This is a genomic window from Fructilactobacillus lindneri DSM 20690 = JCM 11027 (genome assembly GCF_002907375.1).
Taxonomy (GTDB): Bacteria; Bacillota; Bacilli; order Lactobacillales; family Lactobacillaceae; genus Fructilactobacillus; species Fructilactobacillus lindneri.
Map to the genome: position 1 here is coordinate 38,425 of NZ_MIYK01000019.1, position 14,653 is coordinate 53,077.

General features: G+C 33.9%; 16 protein-coding genes. All 16 read right to left on the reverse strand.

The genetic code is table 11. The features are described 5' to 3' along the window. Positions 1-68 precede the first annotated feature (68 nt). On the reverse strand, positions 69-413 hold the full coding sequence (locus BHU33_RS06560; protein WP_054646680.1) for a hypothetical protein: 345 nt from the start codon (positions 411-413) through the stop codon (positions 69-71). Beyond that, a complete protein-coding gene (locus tag BHU33_RS06565; RefSeq protein ID WP_054646681.1) occupies positions 413-1,573 on the reverse strand; it encodes a cysteine desulfurase family protein in 1,161 nt (386 codons plus the stop codon). Before BHU33_RS06565 ends, BHU33_RS06560 begins: the two co-directional genes overlap by 1 nt. Positions 1,574-1,596: 23 nt before the next feature. Next, positions 1,597-2,286 carry a 5'-methylthioadenosine/adenosylhomocysteine nucleosidase gene (locus BHU33_RS06570; protein ID WP_056997750.1) on the reverse strand — a complete coding sequence of 230 codons (690 nt, stop codon included), beginning with the start codon at positions 2,284-2,286 and terminating at the stop codon, positions 1,597-1,599. A gap of 16 nt (positions 2,287-2,302) precedes the next feature. Further along, complete coding sequence (locus tag BHU33_RS06575) at positions 2,303-2,593, reverse strand: hypothetical protein (RefSeq protein ID WP_054646682.1); 291 nt, start codon at positions 2,591-2,593, stop codon at positions 2,303-2,305. A gap of 9 nt (positions 2,594-2,602) precedes the next feature. Next, on the reverse strand, positions 2,603-3,148 hold the full coding sequence (locus BHU33_RS06580; RefSeq protein WP_054646683.1) for an NUDIX hydrolase: 546 nt from the start codon (positions 3,146-3,148) through the stop codon (positions 2,603-2,605). Between the two features lie 38 nt (positions 3,149-3,186). Beyond that, a complete protein-coding gene (locus BHU33_RS06585) occupies positions 3,187-3,387 on the reverse strand; it encodes a cold-shock protein (RefSeq protein ID WP_054646684.1) in 201 nt (66 codons plus the stop codon). 47 nt (positions 3,388-3,434) lie between these two features. Further along, on the reverse strand, positions 3,435-6,239 hold the full coding sequence (ileS, locus tag BHU33_RS06590; RefSeq protein ID WP_054646685.1) for an isoleucine--tRNA ligase: 2,805 nt from the start codon (positions 6,237-6,239) through the stop codon (positions 3,435-3,437). A 204-nt stretch (positions 6,240-6,443) separates the two neighbouring features. Further along, positions 6,444-7,109, reverse strand: coding sequence for a DivIVA domain-containing protein (locus tag BHU33_RS06595; RefSeq protein WP_054646686.1), 666 nt, complete (start codon positions 7,107-7,109; stop codon positions 6,444-6,446). A gap of 12 nt (positions 7,110-7,121) precedes the next feature. Further along, a complete protein-coding gene (locus tag BHU33_RS06600; protein ID WP_054646687.1) occupies positions 7,122-7,913 on the reverse strand; it encodes a YlmH family RNA-binding protein in 792 nt (263 codons plus the stop codon). Then, the gene (locus BHU33_RS06605; RefSeq protein ID WP_054646688.1) at positions 7,913-8,194 is read right to left on the reverse strand and encodes a YggT family protein; all 282 of its coding nucleotides are present in this window, start codon (positions 8,192-8,194) and stop codon (positions 7,913-7,915) included. The genes BHU33_RS06600 and BHU33_RS06605 overlap by 1 nt, the downstream gene beginning before the upstream one ends. Then, a complete protein-coding gene (locus BHU33_RS06610; RefSeq protein ID WP_078775199.1) occupies positions 8,194-8,601 on the reverse strand; it encodes a cell division protein SepF in 408 nt (135 codons plus the stop codon). Before BHU33_RS06610 ends, BHU33_RS06605 begins: the two co-directional genes overlap by 1 nt. A 14-nt stretch (positions 8,602-8,615) precedes the next feature. Then, positions 8,616-9,863 (reverse strand): cell division protein FtsZ, encoded by a 1,248-nt coding sequence (gene ftsZ / locus BHU33_RS06615; protein WP_054646689.1) that lies wholly within the window; start codon positions 9,861-9,863, stop codon positions 8,616-8,618. Positions 9,864-9,881: 18 nt separating this feature from the next. Continuing rightward, positions 9,882-11,234, reverse strand: coding sequence for a cell division protein FtsA (gene ftsA, locus BHU33_RS06620; protein ID WP_054646690.1), 1,353 nt, complete (start codon positions 11,232-11,234; stop codon positions 9,882-9,884). Between the two features lie 100 nt (positions 11,235-11,334). Then, a complete protein-coding gene (locus BHU33_RS06625) occupies positions 11,335-12,138 on the reverse strand; it encodes a cell division protein FtsQ/DivIB (protein ID WP_054646691.1) in 804 nt (267 codons plus the stop codon). A gap of 16 nt (positions 12,139-12,154) precedes the next feature. Continuing rightward, the gene (gene murG / locus BHU33_RS06630) at positions 12,155-13,261 is read right to left on the reverse strand and encodes an undecaprenyldiphospho-muramoylpentapeptide beta-N-acetylglucosaminyltransferase (RefSeq protein ID WP_054646692.1); all 1,107 of its coding nucleotides are present in this window, start codon (positions 13,259-13,261) and stop codon (positions 12,155-12,157) included. A 1-nt stretch (position 13,262) separates the two neighbouring features. Then, complete coding sequence (murD, locus tag BHU33_RS06635) at positions 13,263-14,639, reverse strand: UDP-N-acetylmuramoyl-L-alanine--D-glutamate ligase (protein ID WP_056997751.1); 1,377 nt, start codon at positions 14,637-14,639, stop codon at positions 13,263-13,265. Positions 14,640-14,653 lie beyond the last annotated feature (14 nt).

Below are 14,653 nucleotides of genomic sequence, written 5' to 3' on the forward strand. Positions count from 1 at the left end.
AATTCCAGTATTAATAATAATACGCTATTATGTCAATAGTTGGCAAGCAAAAGAAACACCCGGCATTTTTAATCTCTTAGTAAAACTTTACGCAACATTAAAGTATGCATTAAAAAATCAAATTGTTCTTTTTCATTAGAAAACTTATCACTTGAAAAAATATCAACTATTTTTAATCCACTACCATCAACAATCGCCATTTTAAAATTTTCTAAATCTTGGTTAATAGTTATTTTAATTTTAATTGCATTTTTTAAGTATGGAGAACTTGCATTCAAAGCATGTTGATATTCAAAATTACCGTTTCTTGTTGTTTCAAAATTTAAATCCTTGAGCGTAAATAATTTAATTTCAGGATTTAAACGATATTGATGCACATCGCCCTTTAATTTAATTTTAGTAGCAAAAGCCATTATTTAGCCTTTCTCGCTTTAATTCGATTTACTATTTTAGTAGTTTCATCAACAAAATAATCAATGTCAGCTTTAGTTGTATAACGACCAAAGCTAACTCGAATTGATTCTTCAATTCGTGGATTATCTTTTCCAAACATTGCAATTAAAACATGGGAAGGTTCCAAACTTCCAGCTGTACAGGCAGACCCACCAGAAACTGCAATGCCTGCTAAATCAAGATTATTCTGCATAATGTAAGTTGAAATGCCTTTAATCCAAAGATTTAAAACATGGGGTGAAATATTCTTATCATTTGACCCATTTACTTCAAAATCAATCTGATTAGAATTTAACCCATTAATAATTTGATTCTTAAATCCTTGAAATCTTTTTTTTCTAGCTAACTTTTCTGGTTCAGTTAAACTTGCCACTGCTGTCGCAAAACCGGCAATTCCAGGAATATTTTCTGTTCCAGCACGTCGCTTATCTTCTTGATCACCGCCCATAATATAACTAGGAATTTTAATCTCGTTTGAACGATACAAAAATCCCATCATTTTGGGTCCATTGATTTTATGTGCCGAGGTAGACAATAAATCAATATGATCACGTTTAACATCAATATCTGCTAGCCCATATGCTTGGACTGCATCGGTATGGAACCATGCTTGATGCTTCTTTAAAATAGTGCCAATTTCATGAATTGGCATGACGCTTCCAACCTCGTTATTAACTGTCATGATGGATACTAAAATAGTTTCATCATCCAAAGCAGCTTTAAAATCATTCAAAGAGATATTGCCCTCTTTATCAACTGGCAAATAAGTAACTCTAAAACCTTTTTTTTCTAAATAATGCATAGGTTTTAAAATTGCTTCGTGTTCAATAGCAGTTGTAATAATGTGGTTACCCAAACTTTTTCTGGCTTCGGCAGTTTTGATTACCGCTGTATTATCACTTTCACTTCCGCCACTAGTAAAAACAATTTCATTATCTTCAGCATTGATACTATTGGCAATCGTATGACGACCATCTTCTAAAATCTGCTTTGCTTGTCTGCCTAGTCCATATAAAGTTGAAGCATTACCATAGACATTTTTATATTTATCATTTAATTCAGCAAGAACTTCATCTGAAATAGGAGTAGTTGCTGCATTATCCAAATATATTTCACTCATTGGCTACATCCTTTTTCATTAAATTATTCAGCTAATAAATTTAATAGCATCGTTGCAGATTGTTTGCCAGCTTCTACAATAAATTCACTAAAACTTTGATTAGCATCTTCATCACCTACATCAGACATTGCCCTTACAACTACATAAGGAACCTCGAATTGATGAGCAACTTGTCCGACAGCAGCACCTTCCATTTCACCAGCTAAGGCATCAGGAAAATGCTGTAAAATTTTATTAATCATGTCTTTCCCAGCAATAAATTGATCACCTGTAACAATTAAACCATAATGAACATTCATATCATTCTCTTTTGAAGCTTCGCCAATTTTTTGACCCCACATTTTTGAAGCTTTAAAACGTGCTGGTTGACCAGGAAGTTGTCCATAAACTTCGCCATCGGCTGTACAGTCAACGTCATGATAAGCTGTTTCAGTGGAAATAACAATATCACCCACCTTTAAATCTTTCCCAATCCCAGCAGCTGATCCTGAATGAATTAACACATCAACCTTAAAATTAGTTAATAGTAATGCAGCCGTAATCCCTGCTTCAACTTTACCAATTCCAGATTTAACTAAAATAACAGATTTATGATTAATTTGTCCCTTATAAAAAGTTACTTTTCCAACTGCAATCTGTTCTTCATTCTCAAGAGCATTTTTTAATTCTTTAATTTCTTCGTCCATCGCGCAAATAATTCCATAAGTTTCCATTTTTAATCTCCATTTTTTAATCAATAAATCTCATTATGCAAAGAACCAATACTAATAAAATTGCTAAAACCAAGATAAGTAGATTCAATCTTCTTCCTAATCGCTTCTGTTTATATTCAACTGTGTCACGTTCTGCTCTGTTTTGAACCATTTCAGAGTCAGGAGTCCGCGATGGTTTAACATATTCATCAGTTTCTGAATGAGGTTTTTTCTTTTCCTTATCTAGCAAACCAAATCGACTTTTACGAGCTTGACGTTTAAATTGTCCACGTGTCATTTTATTTTGGCTATTATTATCATAATCCACTTTTATAACCTACTTTGTCATTAATTCCCAATATTGAATTGCCATAATTGTTTTATCATCCTCAATATTTCCATCAGCAATCATTTTTTTAGCTTGTTCAAGTGTATATTCGCCAATTTCTAAATATTCACCCTGATCTCTAGGTAGTTCTTTAGATACTCTTTTTAATCCTGTTACTAAATAAAGATACATATACTCATCTGTAAAACCACAAGATGTGTAAAAAGAATACAATTCTTTAATATTTTCTGCACGATATCTAATTTCTTCATTTAACTCTCGTTGCACCGCATGAACTTTGTTTCCTTGATCACGAGGATCTAATTTTCCAGCTGGAATTTCGATCATAGCCTTCTTGGCTGGTTCACGCCATTGTTTTTCCAAAATCATTTTATGATCTTGAGTGATTGCTAACATAGCAACCGCTTGTGCATGATGGACAACATCACGATTGGCTGTATCACCATTTGGCAATCGCACTGTTTCTTGATCAACTTTAATAATCTCTCCATCATATTTCAATTGATGAGAAATTTCTGTTTCTTTTAAATCCATTAGCCGCATCCCCTTATCCAATAATGAATATACTAAAACTATCGTGCTAATTCAATTTTAGCAGCTTGAAAATTATGGGGACCTTTAGCTTTAACAAACTTAACTTTATCTCCTGGCTTGATTTCTTTAGGAGTTCCAGAAATTATCCCTGTAATATGCATAAAAATATCGTTGCCTTCAGGATCTTTAATATATCCAAATCCATGTTCTGTATCGTAACTTTTAATGGTACCTTCCATAATATCCTCCTAATAAAAAATCGAGATCAAAATCTCGATTTTTTAGTTTATTTTTCTTCAAATCCTTCAGTTGCAGTCTCTGGAAAATCAGTTTGTACAATTTGAGCACAACGAGCACAAAATTCTGGATAATCAGGGTTGCTGCCAACATCGGTTTTAATCATACGACAACGTTCACATGTTTTACCATCAGCATGTTCAACTTCAATTGCTAATTTATCACCAAAAGTTGAAACATTATCATCAGCAGCTTCGATTGGTTTGATTTCTAATTGAGAAACCATCAAAATTTGTGCTACATCAACATCCAATTTATTTAATAAACCTTTCAATTCTTGATCTACGTACAAAATCAATTTGGCTTCAGAAGGTTTTCCAATTACTTTGTCATCTCGAGCGTCTTCCATAGCTTTCAAGATATCTTTTCTAAGTTTCAAGAAGTTATTCCATTCTGATTCGATTTCTGCTTCATTATCAAAATGTTCAGCAGATGGCATTTCTGCTAATTGAACAAACTCTTCTGGTTCTTTTAAAAATTCCCAAATTTCTTCAGTGGTATGAGGAATAATTGGTGTCATTAATTTAGTTAAGTCAACTAAAGCTTGGTATAAAACTGTTTGCATTGAGCGACGACGTTTACTATTTTTAGGATCTATATACAAAATATCCTTAGCAAAATCTAAATAAAAAGCAGAAAGATTTACCGTAATAAACTGCATTAGTTTTTTATTAATTGACATAAAGTCATAATTATCATAATCACTTTTTACGTCTGCAATCAACTTGTTCAATTGAACTAACATAAATTGATCGACAGAATTCATCTCACTATAACTAACTGAATCTTGTTCTGGATTAAAATCACTTGTATTAGCTAACATGTAACGAATTGTATTACGAATCTTTTTGTATGAATCCCCAACGGTCTTAAAGTTCCCCATTAAAACTCGAACATCAGCTGAAGTATCAACACTTGTAACCCACAAACGAATAATATCTGCACCCATTTGTTTAATTACATCCGCTGGAGCAATTGTGTTACCAAGTGATTTACTCATTTTATGTCCCTTACCATCTAAAGTAAAACCTTGTGACAATAATGTTTTGTATGGTGAGATTCCATCATATGCAACACTGGTGATTAAACTAGAGTTAAACCAGCCCCGATATTGATCGGAACCTTCTAAATATAAGTCTGCTGGATATGTTAGTTCAGGACGTTCAGCTAATACACCTTGATGAGATGAACCTGAATCAAACCAAACATCCATGATATCATTTTCTTTAGTAAATTTGCCATTTGGTGAATGTTCACTAGTAAATCCATCTGGTAATAGATCTTTAGCATCTCTTTCGAACCAGATATCTGATCCATATTTACCAAACAAATCAGCAACGTGATTGACAGTCTCTTTAGTGATAATTGGTTCCCCGTCTTCACCATAAAATATTGGAAGTGGAACTCCCCAAACTCGTTGTCGAGAAATAACCCAGTCGCCACGATCTCTAATCATATTATACAACCGTTGTTGACCCCAATCAGGCTTGAAATCAACTGTTTTAATAGCATCTAAAATTTGATCTCTGATTTTATCAACCAAAGCAAACCATTGTGGCGTTGCACGATAAATAACTGGTTTTTTGGTTCTCCAATCAAATGGATAACTATGTTCATATGGCATGTAATATACTAATTGACCTTGTTCTTTTAACTTATCAAGCGCAACTTGATTAGCATCTTCGTAAAAGACTCCTTCAAAATCAGGACCCGCTTCTTTAGTTAAATATCCTTTATTATCAACTGGTGCAAAAATTGGCAATCCATATTGTTTACCAATATTATAATCATCTTCCCCATATCCAGGGGCAGTATGAACTAGTCCAGTACCCGCATCATTAGTAACAAAGTCGCCTTCCATGGTAACTAATTTTTTGTTTTTATCAAAAGGATGTTCTGCTAAAACGTTATCTAAATCTTTACCTTTAATGGTTTTTAAAACGCGAACATCTTTCCAGCTAAACATTTCAGCATCTTTATCTAATAACTCTGTACCAATAACATACTTTTTGGAATCATCATCATGCTGCACAACAGCATAATCAAAATCAGGAGCAACAGTAATTCCTTCTGATGCTGGAATCGTCCATGGCGTAGTGGTCCAAACTAACATGTAAGTATCTTCATCATCAAGAACGCCTTTTCCATCGATAACTTTTTCGGCAAAAAATGCTGATGGTGATTCTACATCATGATATTCAATTTCTGCTTCTGCTAAAGCAGATTCAGATGACCATGACCAAATGATCGGCTTCAAACCTTTATAAATAAGACCCTTTTCGGCCATTCTACCAAAAACTCGTGCTTCGGCAGCTTCATATTCAGGCATTAAAGTAAGATATGGATTATCCCAATCACCTTGCAACCCTAAACGTTTGAATTCTGTTCTTTGCCGATCAACTTGTTTCAAAGCATAATCATGACATAGCTTCCTGAATTCATTAGTTGACATTTTTTTTCGATCATAACCGGCTTTTTTAAGTTGTTGTTCAATTGGAAGACCATGTGTATCCCATCCCGGAACAAATGGTGCTCGAAAACCATTCATTGATTTATAACGAACAATAAAGTCTTTTGTGATTTTATTCATGGCATGACCCATGTGAATATCGCCATTTGCATATGGAGGGCCATCATGAAGCACAAATGATGGTTTACCTTCGTTTAATTTTTGTCGTTGTTGATAAAGTTGATTACCTTCCCAAAGTTTTTCCCGTTCTAATTCTTTAACCGGAAGATTTCCTCTCATCTTAAATTTAGTTTTACCTAAATTTAAAGTGTCTTTAATCCGCATCTTATTTTCCCCCTTTAAAATACAAAAAGACTCCGTCAGCAAGGGACGAAGTCTTCGTGGTACCACCCAAATTCAGAATCAAATTGATTCTCTCATTTAAAATCATTTAAAAAAATGACGAAGTGATCTATCAATCATAAGTGACAACTGAGCTCACACTATCCTCAATTCGCTAAAGTTTTTATAATTGACTTACTGTCTTCATCAAAGTGATCGAATTTCACCATTTGGAAAAATCAATACAGTTGGATGCTCAAACTTTCCATGAGAAGCGTTAGCTGAAATCTCATTATCATCAAAGTCTACACTGTCATTCTCCTGTTTGTCAAGACCAGATACAATTTCTTTGATATCATCAAAGTTTTCGAAATCCGCACCATCTAATAATTGAGCCCACTCGGAATTGTTGGCAAAATCCAATTGACTTTGTAACATTCCAATCATTTTTTCTCTAAACGTTTTAATATTAGCACGAAAATCATTCGTTGATATTGCCAAAGCAGCTGCTTTTTTAGAACCATCAACAATTACTCGATCAGCCTCACGAGTTGCATTATTTACTAATTGATTAGCTTTATTTTGAGCCGCAGCAAATGTTTGTTCGGCATCTTCGTCAGCCTGCTTTTTAACTCGATCAGCAGCTTCTTGTGCAACTAGAATTGATTGATTAAGAGAACCTTTTAAATCATCATAGTAAGATAATTCTTCTTTGGTTTTTTTTAAAGAATTAGTCAATTCCTGATTATTGTCTTTTAGAATTTGGTAGTCTTTAGTAATTTGATCAAGAAAATCATTTACTTCATCAATATTATAGCCTCTCATCTTAGTTGAGAACTTTTTATTATGAATATCTTCTGCAGAAAGCACCATGGTAATCCTCCATCATTTGTTTTTTATAACATCAAACTCTACTTTTAATTTACCCTTTTTTGAAAGACCGTTGTTCTTATTAAACCTAACTCTACCAAATCCACGAATCGAAATTAAATCGTGAACAGCCAAAATATAGTCAGGTTTATCATATGTAAACCAATTAAGACGAACTTTGTCATGTATAATTAATTCTTTAGCAATACTTCGCGAAATATTAAATATACTTGCCACCACAACATCAAGTCTCAAAGAGGGAAGCGTAACATTAACAGTTTTTGCATCATTATTTACCTGCAAAACATTATCAGGCAAATCCTCAGTCAGGTTTACTTTGGTTCTGCCAATATGATTAACATTATTAACTAAAAAATCAACCATATTTGCTTCTACAAAAAACTGCCATTGTTCCTTATCAGTAATAATATCACCAATTACATTTCTTTCAATACCGCTTCCCATTAAAGTTCCAAGAATTTGACTGTGTTTTAAGGTTGCAAACTTAATTGGGTAGCTAATCGAAATGATTGAAACTTCAAAATCTTTTCGCTGGGGTTCAAAATAGAGTGGATAAATAATTGCACGCTGCATTTCTGCATTTTTATAACCACCCCAACTTGAAATCTTTAAATCATCATAACGATTAACTAAAATTTCTAGTAAATATAATTCTTGATTGTTGACAAAACCCGTCAAAATTGGACGGTACTCAGAAAGAGCTTGATTAATCAAATCACTAGATTGATGCATAAAAGGCAATTCATCTTTACGAAAATGTTGTTGAATATTTTTATCTAATGTCATTATTGAACCAAGCTAATTAAAAAATTAGAAATTCCAATTACTCCGTATTGAATAAACCACAATACTAAAATTGCTAACATTGGTCCAAATCCCAGCATGCCAATATGAGCAAAATTAAAATAAGCTAAAAATGGTTCAACAATTCTAGTTAATAATTGTCCTAATTTTGAATTAGCTGCTCCAGGGAGCCAACTTAATAAAGCATAGATGACAATTAAAAACATATAAATTTCAATTGCATAATATAAGATTGTTGAAATTCCACTAATAATTGTGACCATTAATCTTTACTTTCCGGACGATCATAAAGCTGTTGCTTGACATCGCCATCAATCGCATAATTTTTAGGGGTACAGAGATAAACTTTATCATCAATTTGTTGAATGTTTCCGTCAATTGCAAAAACGGTTCCACTAATAAAATCTACAATTCTTCTAATCGTAGTAGCATTAACATTCTCCATTTTCATTAAAACCGCATTTCCGCTCATTAATTTATTACCAATATTTTTTGCATCCGCAAAAATACGAGGTTCAACAATATTAATTTTACTATCTGGAATCCTTTTATCACTCATAGCAAGGACCTTTCGTGGATTAGCATTTTTGACATCATTTTTCTGGTCAAAAACATTATTATCGGCATCTTCATTAAACCCAAAAAGATTATTTAAAATACCTTTAGCCATAATACACCTCTTATCTAATTATCATTACGATATTTGAAGTTGAAAGGAGGAGTATCGTCATCACGTTCGTCGCTGCCATTATCATCATTGACAGAACTGAATGGTTCAAATTCCTTTTTTTCAACATTTTCAAATCTACGATCATCTGTATCAGCATTAAATGCTTGCTTGTTTTCATTAGTTTTTGAATCATTACCAAAATTATTATTAGGATGAGGATTAACAGAATGCGTGGGTTTAACCACTTGATCAGCTGTCTTAGTAGTTGCTGTTCTTAAATTTTTAACATCACTGATTGGGTCAAGATCATCTTCAATCCCGGTTGAAATTACAGATACTCGAATCTCATCACCCATATTTTCATCAATTGAAGTTCCAAAGATAATGTTAGTATCATCAGAAGTTGCGTCTCGAATAATATTAGCAGCATCTTGAGCTTCAAAGATTCCTAAATCCGTTCCTCCAGTGATATTTAATAAGACTTGTTTAGCTCCATCAATTGAAACTTCAAGTAATGGTGAATTAATCGCCTTTTTAGTTGCTTCCGCAGCACGATTTTCACCATTTGCAGATCCAACTCCCATTAAAGCAGTACCTTTATCCTTCATAATGGTAGTAACGTCAGCAAAATCAAGGTTGACGTATCCTGGTCGCGTAATTAGATCTGAGATTCCTTGAACACCTTGGCGTAAAACATTATCAGCATCATGTAAAGCCCCTAAAAAGGTTGTCTTTTTGTCTGCCATTTCTAGCACTTGGTTATTAGAAATAACTACCATTGTGTCCACATTTTGCTTCAAAGCAGAAAGTCCTTCAATAGCATTGTGGGAACGTGCAGGCCCTTCAAAAGTAAAGGGACGTGTTACAACAGCAACTGTTAAAGCTCCAGATTGTTTAGCAATCTTTGCAATAATTGGTGCAGCACCATTCCCAGTTCCACCACCCATTCCTGCAGTTACAAATACCATGTCGGCACCCTTAAGAGCATTGGTAAGGTCTTCTTGACTCTCTTCAGCGGCTTTAGCTCCAACTTCTGGATTTGAACCAGCTCCAAGGCCCTTAGTTAATTTTGGTCCTAAATTAATTTTAGTTTCAGCTTTTGACGCATTTAGGGCTTGAACATCAGTGTTAGCGGCAATAAATTCAACCCCTTCAACTCCATCTTCTATCATCCGGTTAACGGCGTTTCCACCACCACCGCCAACACCTATTACTTTGATATTAGCGCCTTGACTGGCGTTTTGATCAATTGAATAATCCATAATTTTTAGCCTCCGTGTTTATTCAAAGAAATTTTTTAGAGAAAATCCTGAGGACTTTTTCTTATGTTTTTTCTTTTCTTCCTTTGCTTTTCTTCGAGGGAACAAGAAAGCACCATCATCTTCATCACTATCATGTTCGTCAGAGATATTTTCGTTTGTACTTTCATTATAATCATTGTAACTAACTGAGTTATCATCAGGAAATTGGTCTTCGCTAAATGAAGAACGAACCACCCGCTTAATATCACTCAATTCACTTTCATAATTGACTAGCGAAAGTGCCAACGAAAAAGAAGGATGTCTTAATCCCATCTGATCTGGAATGAAAAATCTAACATTAACTCCAAATGTATTGGCAGCAAGTTCCGCAATTCCCTGCATTGAAGCAACTCCACCAGTCAAAACCATTCCGCCCGGCATATCTAAAGCATTAGCCTCTGTGAGCTTATCTTTTAATCTGCCAAATATTTGATCAAGACGAGCTTCAATAATTTCAGACAACAATTTTTCACTAATTTTTACAGGTTGGCTTTGTCCAACCACATTTACGGAAAATTCATTTTCAGCAGAAGCCTGACTTACATCAGCAAATCCATATTCGCGCTTGATGTTCTCAGCTTCTTTAAGCGACGTATTTAAAACTGAAGAAATGTCTTTCGTAATGTATTTTCCACCTTCATGGTCAACATCAACATACTTCAATTCATAGTTATGAATAACTGCAACTGTTGACTGTCCGCCACCCAAGTCTAAAATAATTGTTCCAAAATCTTGTTCTGGATCATTTAATACAGTTTTACCTTCAGCTTCGGCATTTACAACCATCATGTCAATATCAAAACCAGCTTTATTAACTGCTTTTCTTACATTATGAATGATAGTTTTAGGCCCAGTAATAATTCGGCCTTTCATTTCAAGACGCGAGCCTACCATTCCTCTAGGATCAGGAATTCCATCAAATCCATCAATTTTAAACTCTTCTGGAACTAAATCAATTACTTCTCGCTCTTGCGGAATATTACTCGAAATTGCTGAATCAGCAACCGCAACAACATCTTGATCATCAATTTCACGAGAACTATCATCAATGTTAGTCATTCCTGAACACCGATCAATACTAATCATATCTGCTGGCAAGCCAACAACAACACTTGAAATCTTTACACCTGATTTTGTTTCTGCTTGTGAAATTGTTTTTTTAATTGCGTTAGCGGCTTTATCAATATCGACAATAATACCGCGACTGACGCCTTCAGACTTTTCATTACCGACTCCGATAACATTTATTTGCCCATCTATTTTTTGAGCAACAATTACTTTTATTGAAGTAGTCCCAATATCCAAACCAATATAAATATCTGAATCATTCATCGTTTTGGAACCTCCCGATTACCATTTTAAAATGGTTTTTATTATGCTACTTTAATACCTAAAGTCTACCATATATTTTATGCATTTAAAAAGGCCACCATCACTTAATTGGAGTGGAATAAGCCCCAAGTTCCATATTAATTAGACTTTTTCGTTTTAAGGTAGTTTTAATATTAGAATAATATGCCATTTTTCTAGCAATATATTTATCTTTAACTGTTACTTGATTACCATCTCGCAATTTTAACTTAACCCTTTGGGAATCTCCAGCAACAGGAATATTCTCAATGCTGATAATATTCGTTTGAATTGTTTTAGGTAACCTATCATATTGTTGTAATACCGTTTTAATTTGCTGCCTATTATTAAATCCTTTTAAAAAAAATGTCTTATTATTATTTTTTATTTTAACAGCATGATTATCAATTGCTCCCGATCGATAAACCGGATAATCATTTTTGCCCTTATTAATATATGCCTTAGTTTGATAAAAGTTAACTCTTACTAATAAATGATTAATTTGTTTTAAATTAATTTTAACACTTTCAATTTTAGGATCTGAATTTTTAATTAAGTGCTCAACAGTATCTTTATTTTTTCTAACCAATAATAATGAATCCCCAACTCTAAATGGTAATCGTTGTTGGATTTTATTTTGATCTTGACTAGCATCAACTCTAATCGATCGAATTTTACTATATGGAGATATTAAGAAACCAGAAATCCCTGTAATTAATAACATTACCAACAATAAAGGAACAACCATTTTTAAAGTTTTCTTACGTCGATTACGCTGAATGGCCTTATTTTTTCGTCCCACGCGCAATCGACTATACTTTTTCTGCTTTTTATTTTCATAATCATAAATATCTGATCTAGTGTTACTCTGTTTTTTTGATTTCATTTAATCACCTAAACAGTTAGTTTTTATGCTCATTAATCGCAGTTTTACAAACACTTAATAATTTATCAGTTGCGTCAACAACGCCCATTTTTTTAGCATTTTCAGCCATCTCTTGACGCAGTTGCTCATTATGCATTAAGGTATCAACTTTTTTCGTTAATGATTGTTCATTTAAATCAGATTCCGTTTCAATAATTGCCGCATGATTTTTGACTAAGCTCATAGCATTTTTAGTTTGATGATCAGCAGTTACATAAGGACTTGGGATTAAAATCGAAGGAATCCCCAATGCAGTAATTTCAGCCAAACTCGTCGCACCAGCACGTCCAACAATCAATGAAACTCGCGGTAAAACTTCAGGCATATTTGCTATGTATGGCAAAATTTTAACATTGCTGTTAATCTTTACATCTTTTAAATTTTTCATCACATCATCATATCTGCTTTTGCCAGTTACAAATACAACTTGATAATTCTTCTGGTTGAATATTGGAATTGCCTTTGCAGTGACACTATTAATTTTTAAAGCTCCCTGACTTCCACCAAAAATCAACACTGTTGGTTCATCGCTTTTCAAACCAATTTGATTCCAATTAAAATCACTTTTAATCTTAGCCACTTGCTGTGCTCTAGGATTCCCAGTAAATACCACTTTGTTTTCTGGGAATTGAGCTTTAGCATCTTCAAATGCAATTCCAATTTTATCCACGTAACGACTTAAAAATTTATTAGTCCAGCCAACCACGCTATTTTGTTCATGAATTACTGTAGGAATTCCCATCTTAGCAGCGGCATATAAGACAGCTCCTGAAACATAACCACCTGTTCCCACTACTACATCTGGATTAAACTGTTTAATAATCTTTTTGGCATGTTTAACGCTTTTTAGAAACAAATAAACCGTTTCAAAATTGTACAAAGAAAATAATTTTCGTTTAAATCCTTGTATTTTCAATGCTTCAAATTTTATACCTTTTTCCGGAACAATGTTTTTTTCCAAACCACGTTCAGAACCAACATATAGTACCTCTGAGGCAGGATCTTGTGCTTTTAATGCCTCAACTAATGAAAGAGCTGGATAAATATGTCCACCAGTCCCTCCTCCAGAAACAATCATTTTCATCTTACTTTTCCTCCTGTTTCCCAGTTAATTTCTCTACATTTTTGATAAATCGTTCACCACGATCACGGTAACTGGGGAATTGATCCCAGCTTGCATTGGCTGGAGAAAGTAAAATAATATCACCAGGTTTACTCATCTCATAAGCTGCTGGAACAGCTTCATCAATACTTTCTACCACTTCAATTTTTTTAATGCCCGCCTTTTCAGCACTTTTTTTTAAGATTGGAGCAGTTTCTCCAAATAATACAATCCCTGACACATGCTTTTTAAATTCGGGCTCTAATTTTTCAAATGTATAACCGCGATCTAGTCCTCCCGCCAATAAAACTACCGGTTTTTTAAATCCAGCAAGTGCCATTTGGGTAGCTTCTATATCAGTCGCTTTAGAATCATTGTAAAATTCGCGTCCATTAGCAGTTAGTACAAATTGATTTCGGTGGCGAACACCGCCAAAATCTTTTAAAATCGTAACAATTTTTTTATCTGATACGCCAGATAATTTAGCTACTGCAATTGCTGCTAAAGCATTTTCGACATTTTGTTCTCCGGGAATACGTATATCTTTTGCATCCATAATATAATCATCCCGAAAATATAGTTTGCCATCTTTTTGATATGCTCCATCTTCATAATTATCTTGAGCAGAAAATGGAACTACCTGAGCCCGACTTTTTTGGCTTAACGTTCGCCACTCTTTTTTATCAAAATTCATTACTAAAAAGTCATCATTGGTTTGATTTTTAGTGATTTGCATTTTAGCATTTACATAATTTTCTCTCGTTTTGTGGTAATCAAGATGATTAGAATAAATATTAGTAATAACCGCAATGTGTGGGTGTAACTTAGTAGTTCCCAGCAACATAAAGCTTGATAACTCCAGTACAATTTCATCATTTTTGTTAGCTTTTTCAGCAATCTTTGTAGCTGGAATTCCAATATTTCCAGCACGATAGGCTGTTCCATGATTGTTACCAGCTGCAAGCATTTCAGCAATCATAGTCGTAGTCGTAGTCTTACCATTACTTCCCGTTACACCCACGATTGGGGCTTCAGATATTTCAGTTGCAAGTTCAACTTCGCAAATAATTGGTAGCTTCTTCTGTTCGGCTGCTTTTACCAAAGGAACATCATAGGCAATCCCAGGATTTTTAACCATCAAATCAGCATTATCCAATAAAGAAAGGGGTGATCCTCCTGCTATTACCTTAATTCCTTCGTTAATTAATTCATTGTAATCATCAATTTCAGATGCTTTTTTTGCGTCAGTTAAAGTTACATTTGCTCCAAGTTTTACTAACAATCGAGCGGCATTTGTGCCACTCATTCCTGCACCAAAAACTAATACATTTTTATTTTTATAAGTATCAATACTCTTCATGACAGAATCTCCCA